This is a genomic window from Acuticoccus sediminis, from assembly GCF_003258595.1.
In the GTDB taxonomy this organism is placed as follows: Bacteria; Pseudomonadota; Alphaproteobacteria; order Rhizobiales; family Amorphaceae; genus Acuticoccus; species Acuticoccus sediminis.
Map to the genome: position 1 here is coordinate 1,500,595 of NZ_QHHQ01000001.1, position 13,162 is coordinate 1,513,756.

At 69.3% G+C, this 13,162-nt stretch carries 13 protein-coding genes; 5 read left to right on the plus strand and 8 right to left on the minus strand.

Translation table 11 applies throughout. The annotated features are described in order from the left end of the window. Positions 1-31: 31 nt before the first annotated feature. Positions 32-1,363 (minus strand): class I adenylate-forming enzyme family protein, encoded by a 1,332-nt coding sequence (locus DLJ53_RS06525; protein ID WP_111343290.1) that lies wholly within the window; start codon positions 1,361-1,363, stop codon positions 32-34. Positions 1,364-1,514: 151 nt separating this feature from the next. Between DLJ53_RS06525 and DLJ53_RS06530 the strand changes: the two genes are divergently transcribed. Continuing rightward, positions 1,515-2,279: a hypothetical protein gene (locus DLJ53_RS06530; protein ID WP_111343292.1), complete on the plus strand. Its 765-nt coding sequence runs from the start codon at positions 1,515-1,517 to the stop codon at positions 2,277-2,279. Positions 2,280-2,415: 136 nt separating this feature from the next. On the opposite strand, the gene DLJ53_RS06535 is transcribed toward DLJ53_RS06530, so the two are convergent. The 4 genes from DLJ53_RS06535 to DLJ53_RS35135 form a co-directional block, all read right to left on the minus strand. Then, positions 2,416-3,969 carry a UxaA family hydrolase gene (locus DLJ53_RS06535; protein ID WP_111343294.1) on the minus strand — a complete coding sequence of 518 codons (1,554 nt, stop codon included), beginning with the start codon at positions 3,967-3,969 and terminating at the stop codon, positions 2,416-2,418. 95 nt (positions 3,970-4,064) lie between these two features. Further along, positions 4,065-4,466, minus strand: a complete 402-nt coding sequence (locus tag DLJ53_RS06540) for an ester cyclase (protein ID WP_111343296.1) — start codon at positions 4,464-4,466, stop codon at positions 4,065-4,067. A 4-nt stretch (positions 4,467-4,470) separates the two neighbouring features. Next, a complete protein-coding gene (locus DLJ53_RS06545) occupies positions 4,471-5,181 on the minus strand; it encodes a ribonuclease activity regulator RraA (protein WP_111344167.1) in 711 nt (236 codons plus the stop codon). Between the two features lie 176 nt (positions 5,182-5,357). Beyond that, positions 5,358-6,239 (minus strand): LysR substrate-binding domain-containing protein, encoded by an 882-nt coding sequence (locus tag DLJ53_RS35135; RefSeq protein ID WP_162408952.1) that lies wholly within the window; start codon positions 6,237-6,239, stop codon positions 5,358-5,360. A 122-nt stretch (positions 6,240-6,361) separates the two neighbouring features. Between DLJ53_RS35135 and DLJ53_RS35140 the strand changes: the two genes are divergently transcribed. Continuing rightward, complete coding sequence (locus DLJ53_RS35140; RefSeq protein WP_162408954.1) at positions 6,362-6,817, plus strand: hypothetical protein; 456 nt, start codon at positions 6,362-6,364, stop codon at positions 6,815-6,817. On the opposite strand, the gene araD is transcribed toward DLJ53_RS35140, so the two are convergent. Continuing rightward, positions 6,814-8,553, minus strand: coding sequence for an L-arabinonate dehydratase (araD, locus tag DLJ53_RS06555; protein ID WP_111343300.1), 1,740 nt, complete (start codon positions 8,551-8,553; stop codon positions 6,814-6,816). The genes DLJ53_RS35140 and araD overlap by 4 nt on opposite strands. Positions 8,554-9,004: 451 nt before the next feature. Between araD and DLJ53_RS06560 the strand changes: the two genes are divergently transcribed. The 3 genes from DLJ53_RS06560 (at position 9,005) to DLJ53_RS06570 (ending at position 11,397) form a co-directional block, all read left to right on the plus strand. Continuing rightward, entirely contained in the window at positions 9,005-9,697 is a 693-nt protein-coding gene (locus tag DLJ53_RS06560; RefSeq protein WP_280525500.1) for a GntR family transcriptional regulator, read from the plus strand. 152 nt (positions 9,698-9,849) lie between these two features. Beyond that, positions 9,850-10,941 carry an alkene reductase gene (locus DLJ53_RS06565; RefSeq protein WP_111343304.1) on the plus strand — a complete coding sequence of 364 codons (1,092 nt, stop codon included), beginning with the start codon at positions 9,850-9,852 and terminating at the stop codon, positions 10,939-10,941. A gap of 27 nt (positions 10,942-10,968) precedes the next feature. Further along, positions 10,969-11,397: an OsmC family protein gene (locus DLJ53_RS06570; protein WP_111343306.1), complete on the plus strand. Its 429-nt coding sequence runs from the start codon at positions 10,969-10,971 to the stop codon at positions 11,395-11,397. A gap of 122 nt (positions 11,398-11,519) precedes the next feature. Here the strand turns inward: DLJ53_RS06570 and DLJ53_RS06575 are convergent, their stop codons facing one another. Continuing rightward, on the minus strand, positions 11,520-12,080 hold the full coding sequence (locus DLJ53_RS06575) for a type 1 glutamine amidotransferase domain-containing protein (RefSeq protein ID WP_111343308.1): 561 nt from the start codon (positions 12,078-12,080) through the stop codon (positions 11,520-11,522). A gap of 200 nt (positions 12,081-12,280) precedes the next feature. Beyond that, a complete protein-coding gene (locus DLJ53_RS06580; protein WP_111343310.1) occupies positions 12,281-13,162 on the minus strand; it encodes a transglutaminase family protein in 882 nt (293 codons plus the stop codon).

A 13,162-nucleotide genomic window follows, 5' to 3' on the forward strand; every position in this document is an offset into this window, starting at 1 on the left:
TGTGATCGCCCGTCGCTGAACGCACCGTGACTCAGGCCGGCGCCTTCGCGAACCGCTCCCGCAGCGCGGTCTTGAGCACCTTGCCGTAGTTGTTCTTCGGCAGGGCCTCGACGACGATGTACTCCTTCGGCCGCTTGAACCGGGCGATCTCGCTCTGGCAGAGCGCGTCGAGCGCCGCCGGGTCGACGGGGCCGGCGCGGCCGACCACGAAGGCGACCACCTCCTCGCCCCAGTCCTCGTGCGGCCGTCCGACCACAGCAACCTCCGCGACATCCGGATGGCGCAGCAGCACCTCCTCGACCTCGCGCGGGTAGATGTTGGTGCCGCCGGAGACGATCATGTCCTTCGACCGGTCCTTCAGCGTGAGGAAGCCCTCGGCGTCGAGCGCGCCCATGTCGCCGGTCCAGAGCCAGCCGTCCCGCAGCGTGGAGGCGGTGGCGTCCGGATTCTGCCAGTAGGCCGACATCACCGACGGCCCGCGACAGATCACCTCGCCGACCTCGTCCTCGGGGACGTCGCGTCCCGCCTCGTCGACCGTGCGCACCTCCATGGAGGACATCGCGATGCCGACCGAGCCGAGCCGCTCGCGCCAGCGCGGGTGGGTGCGGTCGGCGACGAGGTGGCGGGGGAGGCCGGTGATCGTCATCGGTGTCTCGCCCTGGCCGTAGATCTGCACGAAGCGCGGCCCGAACTGGTCCACCGCCTTCTCGATGTCCGCGACGTACATCGGCCCGCCGCCATAGACGATGGTGCGGATCCCCTCGCCGCGATGGCCGACGGCCTCGGCGTGCGTGATCAGCCGGCGGACCATCGTCGGCGCCGCGAACATGTGGATGCTGCCGACCGACCCGGCGAGCTCCAGGATCTCCGCCGGCTCGAAGCCGCCGGACCTCGGCACCACGTGCCGCGCTCCCTTCATGACGTGCATGAGGTTGTAGCACCCGGCGCCGTGGGACATTGGCGCGGCGTAGAGGGCGGCGTCGGTCGGGTACACCTCGTCGACGTCCGCGAGGTAGGTGAGGCTCATCGCGACGAGGTTCGCGACGGAGACGGCGGCGAAGCGGGCGCCCGAGTGCTGGGCGATATAGGCCGCTTCCTTCTCGTGGAGCTTGGAGTTGATCGGCACCACGGCGAGGCCCGCCCACCACGCGCCCCACCAGATGGCGAGGTAGTCGGGCGTGTTGGACATGAAGAGGGCGAGACGGTCGCCGGCGACGGCACCCCTGCCATGCAGACCGGTCGCGATCCGCGCCGCCCGGTCCGCGAACCCGGCGTAGGTCGCGACGACCTCCGCGCCGTGGAGGAGGGCGGGGGCGTCCGGTGTCAGTGTCGCACTGCGGGCGAGCCAATTGGCAAGGTTCATCGTGCCTCCCGAACACGCTTCGTTTTTCATCATCATAGAAGCTTTTTCAGGGTCTGGCCGGCTACCGGGAGTGGTGAGAGAATGAAATTATAGGTTGCAATTCGGGCCGGCCTGCGGTTGGGTTCCCTCCGGAGCGGAATGGGAGGCGGGGATGGACAGGGTCAGAGTCGTCTCGGGCGATTTCGCACCGGGTTCGCCGCACCGGATGGCGCTGGGCAGCGCGTCGGTCGAACTGCGGCTGGCCCTGTCGGGCGGCCGGCGGCGCGGCAGACCCCGCATCGTCTACGGCCCGTCCGACATCGAGACGATCAGGCGCGGCGGGGTGATGCTTCAGCGCCGCGTCGGCTGGGCGCTGGCGGTGACGCTCTGCCTCCTGCCGCTCGGCCCGTTGGCGCTCGTCGGCCTGCTCGCCCTCATGTCGAAGCAGGAGTGGACGATCTTCCGCTGCACCTTCAAGGACGGCCGCAGCTTCATCGGCGAGGTGCCGACCGCGGACTACCAGTGCCTGATCGGCGCCCTCAACGCCTGGCACATGACGCAGGACGTCGGCGCGGACTGGCTCCCGGACGCGCGCCGCGGCAGCGCCGTCCGGCCAGTCCACTATCTCGGCCCGCCGGAGCGCATCGCCGTTCCCCCCGGAGTCCCGATGGTCGGTGCCCTGCCGATGGCGCTTCCCCGCGCCGGCGGAATGGCGACGCCGCCCTGGGTCGCCGCGAACGACACGTCGTCCGCCGCCGCCGGGGTCGACGGCGAGGCCCTGGAGTACGGCGCCGAGAAGCCGGCGCCAACGCCCGGCGATGCTCCGGGCCAGCCGTCCCGGCCCGCCTCCGCCGAACTCCCCCCGGCGTACGAGCTTTCGCCGGCGCATCCGGCGTCCGCCGAGGATCCCGCCCGCTCCTCGCCGCACCACGGCTAGCGCGCCACGCGGCGATCGAGCGCGGGGGGCTTCGGGTGCCGAAACGTTCGGCCTGCTCAGCTGATCCCGGCCGAGCAGGCGGTGCTGGAGCGCGGCCGGACGCGAGGTCCGGCCGCGGGTGCGGGGCGCCGCGCCGTCAGCCGGTGACGCCGATCGGCCAGGGGGCGAACTCCTCCTCGCCGACGCCCAGCGCCTCGCTCTTGGACTTCTCGCCCGAGGCGATGCGCAGGATGGTCTGGAAAATCTCCTCGCCCATGTCGTCCAGCGACTTCTGCCCGTCGATCACCGTGCCGCAGTTGATGTCCATGTCGCCGACCATGCGGGTGAACATCGGCGTGTTGGTGGCGAGCTTGATCGTCGGTGCCGGGAAGGAGCCGAAGCACGAACCCCGCCCCGTCGTGAAGCAGATGAGGTTGGCGCCGCCCGCGATCTGCCCCGTGGCCGACACCGGGTCGAAGCCGGGCGTGTCCATGATGACGAGACCCTTCGTCTTCACCGGCTCGGCGTAGCGGTAGACGTCCTCGATACCGGCCGAGCCGCCCTTCTTCGAACCGCCCAGCGCCTTCTCGATGATGTTGGCGAGGCCGCCGTCCTGGTTGCCGGGCGAGACGACGCCGTTCATCTGCGTGTCGCGCCCCTTGGTGTAGTCGAGCCACCAGTTGATGCGGTCGATGAACTTCTCGCCCACCTCGCGCGAGCGCATCCGCGCCGTCAGCGTGTGCTCGACACCGTAGAGCTCCGGCGTCTCCGACAGCATGGCCGTGCCGCCGTGGCGCACCAGGAGGTCCACCGCCTTGCCGAGCGCCGGATTGGCCGAGAGGCCCGAGAAGCCGTCCGAACCGCCGCACTGCAGACCGATCGAGATGTGCTCCGCCGAGCACGGCTCGCGCTTCACCTCGTTGGCGAGCGGCAGCATGTCGCGCACGGCCTTCTTGCCGGCCTCGATCGCCGCCGCGGTGCCGCCGACCTTCTGCATCGTCACCGCATGCAGCATCTTGCCGGACTCGAGGCTCTGTTCCTCGAAGAACTTCGGCAGGTTGTTGCGCTCGCAGCCGAGCGAGAACACCACGGCGCCCGCGATGTTGGGATGCCTGATGTAGCCGGCGAGGGTGCGACGCAGCAGGTCCATCGGCTCGCCGGTGAGCTCCATGCCGCAGCCCTGCTCGTGGACGAACGCCACGACGCCGTCGACGTTCGGGTAGTCCGCGAGCCGCTCCTCGTCGAAGTAGGCGGCGACCTTGCGCGCGACGGTGGCCGAGCAGTTCACCGTGATGAAGAGGCCGATGTAGTTGCGTGTCCCGACCGAGCCGTCGGCCCGCCTGATCCCCATGAAGGTGGCGCGCCTGTCCTCCGGCAGGAGGTCCGCCGGGTGGTAGTCCTCGGCGAAGCGGTAGTCCTTCGCGACGTCCCCGTTCAGTACGTTGTGGACGTGGAGGTAGGATCCCGGCTCCAGGTCGTCGCCGGCGAAACCGATCGTCGTGTTGTACTTCAGGATCGCCTCGCCCTTGCGGATAGGGCGGGTCGCGATCTTGTGGCCGAGGGGGATGTCGGCGAGCGTCACCACCCCTTCCGAGCCGATCTCGGTGCCGGCCGGGATGTCCTGGCGTGCCACGACCACGTTGTCGGCCGGATCGAGGCGGATCACCGGGTCGTTCGGGCGGACAGGGGTGTCAACGAGCGTCTCGGACATGGGGGATCCTCCCGGTTGTTACGGCCGCGACCGGGGTCCCACCGGCGGCCGGGCGTGCGTGCGTTTTCGACATCTGGTTGAGCATGATTCGTATTCTATTCCGGCGGGAGCGTCGATGCGCCCAGCTGCTCGGCGTAGCCGGCGCGGTCGATCAGCGAGCTCACGGCGACGATCCGCCCCGCCTGGAAGCGGTAGAAGACGTGTTCGGCGAAGACCGCCCGCCGCCCGGTCGGCGCGACGCCGAAGAACGGGGCGACGGGAACGACGTCGAACACGAGGCGCGCGGCGACGTCGTCGCCCGACGTGACCACCTGGTCGATGACATAGGCGAGACCCTCGAGCGCCGCGTAGGAGCGGCGGATCTGGTCCGTGTACTGCTCGCGGGTCAGCGTCTCGCCGTTGTAGACGACGTGCTCGGCCACATACCGGTCGAGCGCGCCGTAGTCCTGCGCGTTGAGGGCCGCGATGTAGGCGCGGTAGGTCGCTTCGAGGGGCACCGGCCTAGCGTCCGGCCTTCGCCCGCCATTCCTTGAACGCCTCGAGGTTCTCCTCCTTCGTGGCCGGGTAGAGGCCGACGATGGTGGCCCCGCCCCGGACGCGCTCGATGGCGAAGTCCTCGTAGGCGGTCATCTCGGTCGCTTCCGCGGCGATCTCGTTGGCGAGGTGCGCCGGCAGCACGATCACCGAGTCGTCGTCGCCCACGAGGATGTCGCCCGGGAACACCGGCGCGTCGCCGCAGCCGATCGGCACGTTGATCTCGATCGCCTCGTTGAGCGTCAGGTTCGTCGGCGAGGACGGGCGGTGGTGGTAGGAGTGGATGTCGAGCTCGCCGATGTTCATCGCGTCGCGGAAGCCGCCGTCGGTCACGACGCCCTCGACGCCGCGCATCATCAGCCGCGTCACCAGGATGTCGCCCGCCGAGGCCGCCCGGGCGTCCTTGCGCGAGTCCATCACCATCACGCAGCCCGGCGGGCACGTCTCGATCGCCTTGCGCTGCGGGTGCTCGGGATTGCGGAACTCGACGAGCTGGTTACGGTCCTCGCGCGCCGGCATGTAGCGCAGAGTGAAGGCGGGACCGACCATGTTGCGCCCCTTGGGCTTCAGCGGCCTCACGTCCTGGATCACCTGCGAGCGCAGGCCGCGCTTGTAGAGGGCCGTCGCGAGCGTCGCGACGGAGACGTGGCGCAGCGCCTCGATGGTCTCGGGGCTCACGGTCGGTGTGTCGGTCATGTCAGCCTCTGTGCTGGCGGCGCGGCGGCCGGTGGTGCGTCCTGGGGTGTGGAGCGCGATGGGCGGGACGAAGCGGTTCACGAGCGTCGAGGAGGTCATCGACGCCGGCGCGCAGCGCGTCCTCGACCGGATGGCCGCGAGGCGGATACCGGCGGCGCTCATCGCGAGGGGACCTCGTGGTTGGCGAAGGTCTCGCGGGCGATGTCGGCGAACGCGCGGGCGGTGTCGTTGGCGGTCGGGTGCACACAGATGTGCGTCGCGACGAGGCCGATCTCCGGCAGTCCCGCCTCCTCGCCGATCCGCTCCAGCTCCGCCGTGCGGTAGCTGGCGGGGAGGGGGGAGATCGCGAGGTCGGCCATCAGCGCGGCGAGCTGGCCGTGCGAGTGCTCACTGGTGAAGGCCGTCCGGTAGGCGACGTCCGCCCGCTCCAGCGCCTGCAGGCCCATGTGCCGCCAGGCGCAGTGGTGGCCCGGTACGGCCACCGGCAGCGGGCGCTTCAGCTTCGCCGTTCCGCCGACGCGGCCGAGCCAGACCATCGGCTCGGCATGCAGGAGCTCGCCCGGCACCTCCGCGGTCGACATCGCCTCCGACGTGCCGATCGCGACGTCGAGCTCGTCCTTTGCGACTCGCTCGACAAGCTCCGGGCTGGTGGCGAGGACGAGCTCGATCTGCGCGTCAGGGCAGACCTTGGCGAAGCGGGCGAAGACGCTGGGCAGGAGCCGCGTCTCGTAGTCGTCAGGCACGCCGAGGCGGACGAGACCCGAGAGGTTGGGCTTGCGGAAGCGCGACACCGCCTCCTCGTTGAGGGAGAGGATGCGCTTGGCGTAGGCGAACAGCTCCTCGCCCTTCATGCTGACCGCGATGGACCGCCCCTCGCGCTGGAAGAGGGGCGCGCCGAGATGCTCCTCGAGCTTGGCCATCTGCATCGAGACGGCCGACGGCGTGCGGTTGATGCGCTCGGCGGCGCGCCGAAAGCTCCCGGTCTCGCACACGGAGACGAACGTGCGGATGAGATCCGTGTCCAACAGCTGCAGGCCCATCGATCGAACTCCCTTCGACGTACACTGGTCAAAATAGCTGACCGATCTCGTCAAAACAATTCGTTCGACTGATGAGTGGGGCGAACTCACATTGAGGTCAACGGAACCTGGAGGGTGCGAACATGGCCTCGATGACGGGTGAGACGGATCGCGGGCGGAGCCTGTGGGCGGACGTCCTGGCACGGCTGCAGGCGCGGCGGGCCGAACGGCGGCGCCGGCGTGCGTTCGAAGCGCTGCGGAACGCGCCGGGTTGGCAGCTAGACGACCTCGGCGTGACGCTGGCGGACATCGAGCTGAGCGCGGCGTGGCCGCTGTCGGAAGACGGGCTGGCGGCGACGGCAGAGCGGATCCGGCGTCGGCGGCAGGCCGACCGGACGCTGGCGCTCCGGTCCTGGACGTCGCCCCGGCGGGAGCCGGCGGCGGCGAAGCGGAGCGAGCCGGGGACGGTTTCGGAGAGTGCCGCGCCGGCCGGGCCCGACCGCGTGGCGGCGCCATCCCGCCCGACGGCCCGGGACGCCCTTGCGGGCGCGGGTCCGGACGACCGGGATGAGCTCCGCACGGCACTGCGGGCGGCCTAGTTGATCGCCGGCTCGGGCACTTTCGGCCCGGCCTCGGTGAGGAGGAAGTCGAAGTCGCAGCCCTCGTTGGCCTGCATGATGTGCTTGGAGAACATCACCCCGTAGCCCCGGCCGTAGCGCGGCTCGGGCGGCTGCCAGGCAGCGCGGCGGGCGGCGATCTCCTGGTCGGAGACGCGCATGTTGAGCGTCCGGTTCGGCACGTCCAGCTCGACGATGTCGCCGTTTCTCAGGAGCGCCAGCGGCCCGCCGACGTAGGCCTCCGGCGCGACGTGCAGGATGCACGCGCCGTAGGACGTGCCGGACATCCTGGCGTCCGACATGCGGACCATGTCGCGGTAGCCCTTCTTCAGGAGGGCCTTGGGCATCGGGATCATTCCCCATTCGGGCATGCCCGGGCCGCCCTGCGGGCCGGCGTTGCGCAGGACGAGGACAGTGTCCGGCGTCATCGGATGGTCCTCGTCGTTGATGATCGCCTTCAGCTCGTCGTAGCTGTCGGCGACCAGCGCGGGACCCGCGTGGACGCGGTACTCCGGCGCGCAGGCGGCCGGCTTGATGACCGCGCCGTCCGGCGCGAGGTTTCCGCGCAGCACCGCCAGCGACCCCTCGTGGTAGACGGGGTTGTCGAGCGGGCGGATCACGTCGTCGTTGAAGACCTTCGCGGTCTCGATGCCCTCGCCGAGCGTCCGGCCGGAGACGGTGAGCGCCGAGGTGTCGAGCTTTTCGGCGAGGTTCTTCATCAGCGCGCGCAGGCCGCCGGCGTAGAAGAAGTCCTCCATCAGGTAGCCCTTGCCGGTCGGGCGCACGTTGGCGATCACCGGCGTGGCGCGGCCGATCCGGTCGAGATCGTCCAGTTCCAGCGGGATCCCGGCGCGCCGGGCCATCGCGATGAGGTGGATGATCGCGTTGGTGGAGCAGCCCGTCGCCATCGCGACGGTGACGGCGTTGGTCACGGCTGCCTCGGTGAGGATCCTGTCCGGCGTCAGGTCCTCCCACACCATCTCCACCGCGCGCCGTCCGCAGGCCGCGGCCATGCGCTGATGGTTGGAATCGGCCGCCGGGATCGACGACGCACCGGGCAGGGTCAGCCCCAGCGCCTCGGCGATCGCGGTCATGGTGGAGGCGGTCCCCATCGTCATGCAGTGGCCGTATGAGCGCGCGATGCCGCCCTCGACGCCCTGCCACTCTTCCTTGGTGATGGTGCCGGCGCGCCGCTCGTCCCAGTACTTGAAGGAGTCCGTCCCCGAGCCCAGCACCTGGCCGGCGTAGTTGCCGCGCAGCATGGGGCCGGCGGGAAGGAAGATGAAGGGCAGCCCCATCGACACCGCGCCCATGACGAGGCCGGGAGTGGTCTTGTCGCACCCGCCCATCAGCACCGCGCCGTCGACCGGGTGGGAGCGCAGCAGCTCCTCGGTCTCCATCGCCAGCATGTTGCGGTAGAGCATGGTCGTCGGCTTGACGAAATTCTCCGACAGGGAGAGCGTCGGCAGCTCGATCGGCAGGCCGCCCTCCTGCAGGATGCCGCGCTTCACCCACTCGACACGATCCTTGAAGTGGGCGTGGCAGGGCTGGATGTCCGACCAGGTATTGAGGATCGCGATGACCGGGCGCCCCTCCCAGTCCTCCGGCGCGTAGCCCATCTGCATGATGCGCGAGCGGTGGCCGAACGACCGGAAATCGTCCGGCGCCATCCATCGGGCGGAGCGCAGCTCCTCGTATGTCTTCTTGCGGTCGGTCATAGGCTTTGGGAATGGCCCCTGGGCTGGCGCAACCACTGCCGCCCCGGCAGGGTACCGAGGTCGGCGGCGGCCCGGTCGGCTGCCATGTCGGTGTCGTGGTGAGGTCCGTCACAGATCCGTCTGCCGCCAAATGGCGAACAGTCGACGTCAGCCCGAGAAACGGGCGGCGAATTCAGCGGCCTGAACCGATGGTATCCGCCGGGACGATAGATGTGCGCGGGTGTTCGCTCGCGATCGAAGCGACGTGATCCCCTCCCGGTTGTTTTCTTTGTTGGATCGGGAGAGTCCCCACGATCTGTGGGAGTTGATATATTAATCTGTTGCGATGTGCAAGGTTCTGAGTTGGAATGTCTTCTGAGCCGCGCCGGCACCGCGGTCGCGCGAAGGGCTGCCGGTGGCGCCTGAAGAAGGGTGGTCGAAAGTGACGGTACTCGAGCAACGTTTCGGCGCTGTGCGCGCGATCGCGGCCGGCCCTCACGGCACCGCCGCGGGCCGCATTTACGAGAATTTGAGACTGAGGATCATCACGGTCGAGATCGCGCCCGACACCGTGCTCTCCCGGGCGACGCTCGCCAAGGAATACGGCGTCAGCCAGACCCCGGTGCGCGAGGCGCTGCAGCGGCTGGAGCAGGACGGCCTCGTCGAGACCTTCCCGCAGTCGCGCACCGTCGTCACCCGCATCGACCCCGACGCGCTCACCGAGTCGCACTTCCTGCGCCGCGCGGTGGAGACCGAGGTGGTCCGCCACCTCGCCCAGTCCCACACGCCCGAGACGCTGAGCGAGCTCGACGCCCTCATCGCCATGCAGGAGACCCTGATTGAGAACACCGAGCAGGTTGCGATGTTCTATGACCTCGACGAGAGCTTCCACCGCGCGCTGTTCGGCGGCATCGGCTACATCGGCCTCCACAACATGATCCGCTCGCGCTCCGGCCACCTCGACCGCGCCCGCCGGCTGGACATGCCGCGCAAGGAGAAGATGCGAGAGATCGTCGACGGCCACATCGCCATCGCCGAGGCCGTGCGCGCCAGCGATCCGGAGGCGGCGGCCGTCGCCATGCGCGAGCACCTCAGCGGCACGCTGAAGCGGATCGAGATGCTGCGGCAGGCCAACCCGGACGCGTTCGACACCAGCTCCCGCTGACGGTCCGCCCTGACCCGGACAGCCTCACCGTGCGATCGCGAAATCCGCACGTTGCCTGAGGCAGGCGGCGGGGCCATAACGAAACGGGCCTCTCGTCAATTCCGTGCTGTAGCATATATTGCACGCAGTCCGGAACTTGAAAGCTACGATCAATGACCGAGAAGCTCTTCACACCCGTCAAGCTCGGGGCGCTGTCGCTGCCGAACCGTGTGCTCATGGCTCCGCTCACGCGCAACAGGGCCAAGCGGCCGGGCGACGTGCCGACGCAGATGAACGCCCGCTACTATGCCCAGCGCGCGTCAGCCGGCCTCATCATCTCGGAAGGGACGCAGATCTCGCCGGAGGGCAAGGGCTACATCGACACGCCCGGCATCTACTCCGACGAGCAGGTCGCCGGCTGGCGCCTCGTGACGGACGCCGTCCACGAGGCCGGCGGGCGCATCGTCGCCCAGCTCTGGCACGTCGGCCGCGTGAGCCACATCTCGCTGCAGCCGGACAGCCAGGCGCCGGTCGCCCCTTCCGCCATCCGCGCCGAAGCGAAGACCTACATCGAGGGTGGCTTCTCCGACGTCTCCGATCCGCGTGAGCTGAAGACCGACGAGATCGGCCACGTCGTCGAGGACTATGGCCGCGCCGCGAAGAACGCGCTGGCCGCAGGGTTCGACGGCGTCGAGCTGCATGCCGCCAACGGCTACCTCGTCGACCAGTTCATCCGCGACGGTTCCAACACCCGCGAGGACGCCTACGGCGGCCCGCTCCAGAACCGCCTGCGCTTCCTGCGGGAGGTGCTGGAGTCGATCGTCGCCAACATCGATGCCGACCGCGTCGGCGTGCGGTTCGCCCCGTTCTCGAACGGCAACGGCATCTCCGATTCCGACCCGATGACGACCTTCTCCGGCGCGATCGAGGCGCTCAACCCGTTCGGACTCGCCTACCTCCACATGGTGGAGGGCCAGATCCGCACCACGGAGGCCGCCGGGCGCGCCGAAGTCGCCGAATTGCGTAAGCTTTTCAAGGGCTCGTACGTCGCAAACAACGGTTACGACCGCGACATGGCCATCAAGGCCGTCGCCTCCGGGGCGGTCGACGCCGTCGCATTCGGTCGTGATTTTATTGCAAATCCGGACCTTCCGAAGCGTCTTGAAATAAACGCCCCCTTGAACGAGCAGGACAGAGATACGTTCTACGGGGGACAGGAGCACGGTTACACGGATTATCCGTTCCTCGATGCCGTGTCGGCCTGACCGACGAACACGAAGGAAGACCATATCATGCTACGCAAGGCATCCGCCGTTTGGCAGGGCACGCTGACCGAGGGCGCAGGCACGGTTACGACCGAGTCCAAGGCCCTCTCCGAGGTGCCCTATTCCTACAAGACGCGGTTCGAGGGCGACCAGACCGGCACTAACCCCGAGGAGCTCCTCGGCGCCGCGCACGCCGGCTGCTTCACGATGGCGGTCAGCTACGCGCTCCAGGAAGCGGGCTTCCCCGTGACGAAGGCCGAGACGAGCGCCGTCGTCGAGCTCGTCCATGTGCCCGAGGGCTTCGAGATCCCGTCGGTCAAGCTGACCCTCGTTGCCGAAGTGCCGGGGATCACCGAGGAGCGCTTCCTCGAGGTGGCGAACGTCGCCAAGGAAGTCTGCCCGCTCAGCAAGGTGCTGAAGGCCGACATCACCCTCGACGCCAAGCTGGTGAGCTGAGCCTCTCGCTCGTGTCCCGCCGCCCGCCCCGCGGGTGGCGCAGCGAATACAAGAACGCCCGCCGGATCCCCGGCGGGCGTTTTCGTTTCACGTCGGGCGGGGAGGGCCCGCCGTCCGTTGCGTCAGGCGGCGACGCGCTCGTGGCGGCCCTCCTGCACCTCCTCGACGATCTTGGCGCAGAACGCGTCGAGGTCGCCCGGATTGCGCGAGGTGATCAGCGCCTCGTCGCACACCACGGGCTTGTCGTGCCAGTTGCCGCCGGCGTTGATCACGTCGGTCCGGATCGAGTGGTAGGACGTCACGTCCCGCCCCTTGATGACACCCGCCTCGATCAGCATCCACGGGCCGTGGCAGATCGCGGCCAGCGTCTTGCCGGTGTTGTAGAAGGCGCGGACGAAGTCGACCGCGTTGGCGTCGGTGCGCAGGACGTCCGGGTTGATCTGCCCGCCGGGCAGCACCAGCGCGTCGAAGTCGGACGGGTTCACCTGGTCGATCCTGGCGTCGACCTTGACGCTCTCGCCCCAGTCCTTCTCGTCCCAGCTCCTGATCTCGCCGTCCTTGATCGAGACGACCGTGACCCTGGCGCCGGCCTCGCTGAGCTGACGGCGGGGCTCGAAGAGCTCGGACTTCTCGAACCCGTCGGTGGCGAGGATCGCGATGCGCGCGTTCTGAATGCTCGGCATTGGAATGCTCCTTTCACTGACGCCGGCCGAAGCCGGCCTCTGCGCGATCGCCCGTCACGGGCCGTGCCCGCCCACATGCCGGGGGCCGCATCGTGCGGGCAGGTGCGCCTCGCCGGTGCGGGTCTCGGGTCGCGATCGCGTTCGGGGAGTCAATTCAATCACCCCCCGGTTAAGTTCCACGGGGGGCAAGTGGTCGCGCGTCAGCCGGCGACCGGGACCACGTCGACCGAGTGGCGGCTCCAGTGGTGGCCGGACGTGCGCATCACGCCGCGGACGGGGGCGACGTCGGAATAGTCCCGCCCGCGGCCGACGACGATGTGGTCGGTGCCGGCGAGCACCGCGTTGGTCGGGTCGTAGTCGACCCAGCCGAGCTCCGGGCCGCACCAGGCGCTGACCCAGGCGTGCATCGCGTCGGCGCCGGCAAGGCGCGGCTGGCCCGGCGGCGGATCGGTCCTGAGGCAGCCCGACACGTAGCCTGCGGGGATGCCGAGCCCGCGCAGGGCGGCGATCATGATGTGCGAGAAGTCCTGGCAGACGCCGCGGCGGGCGGCGAACGCCTCGAGGGTCGGCGTCTCGACGGTCGTCGCTCCCGGCTTGTACTGCCAGTCGCGGTGGATCGCCTGGCCGATCGCCTCGACCGCCTCGAGGACGCTTCCCGCGTCGCCGGCGATGTCCTGGCCGTATTCCGTCGTCTCGGCGGCGATCGGCACCCGGCGCGACGGGCCCACGAAGTGGTGCGGCGACGCCGCGTCCAGGCGGCGATAGGCGTTGATGTCGTGCACGAGCTTGCCGACGGGCGGGGACATGTCGAGCCGGCGGCTGCGTTCGTAGCGGTTGACGCGCGAGGTGACGGAGAAGGTGATGTCCCGGTGTGCCTCGTGGAAGGCGACCTCCACCGTGGAGTTGCGGAAGTAGTCGGTGCGGTTCACCCACTCGGTCGGCGTCGGCGTGACGCTCAGCGTGCCGGCGACGAGACGCTGCTCGCCGACGAGGTCGGCCGGCATGAGGCGCACGATGTTGCGGCTCGCGCTGGCGGCGTTGTCGAAGCGGTAGGCCACGCTGAGGGAGACGTCGTACTGCAT

Excerpts from the sequence above, each read along its gene's own strand:
- DLJ53_RS06525 (WP_111343290.1), bottom strand. The coding sequence starts at position 1,363 with ATGAACCTTGCCAATTGGCTCGCCCGCAGTGCGACACTGACACCGGAC.
- DLJ53_RS06530 (WP_111343292.1), top strand. The coding sequence starts at position 1,515 with ATGGACAGGGTCAGAGTCGTCTCGGGCGATTTCGCACCGGGTTCGCCG.
- DLJ53_RS06535 (WP_111343294.1), bottom strand. The coding sequence starts at position 3,969 with ATGTCCGAGACGCTCGTTGACACCCCTGTCCGCCCGAACGACCCGGTG.
- DLJ53_RS35135 (WP_162408952.1), bottom strand. The coding sequence starts at position 6,239 with ATGGGCCTGCAGCTGTTGGACACGGATCTCATCCGCACGTTCGTCTCC.
- DLJ53_RS35140 (WP_162408954.1), top strand. The coding sequence starts at position 6,362 with ATGGCCTCGATGACGGGTGAGACGGATCGCGGGCGGAGCCTGTGGGCG.
- araD (WP_111343300.1), bottom strand. The coding sequence starts at position 8,553 with ATGACCGACCGCAAGAAGACATACGAGGAGCTGCGCTCCGCCCGATGG.
- DLJ53_RS06565 (WP_111343304.1), top strand. The coding sequence starts at position 9,850 with ATGACCGAGAAGCTCTTCACACCCGTCAAGCTCGGGGCGCTGTCGCTG.
- DLJ53_RS06570 (WP_111343306.1), top strand. The coding sequence starts at position 10,969 with ATGCTACGCAAGGCATCCGCCGTTTGGCAGGGCACGCTGACCGAGGGC.
- DLJ53_RS06575 (WP_111343308.1), bottom strand. The coding sequence starts at position 12,080 with ATGCCGAGCATTCAGAACGCGCGCATCGCGATCCTCGCCACCGACGGG.
- DLJ53_RS06580 (WP_111343310.1), bottom strand. The coding sequence starts at position 13,162 with ATGCAGTACGACGTCTCCCTCAGCGTGGCCTACCGCTTCGACAACGCC.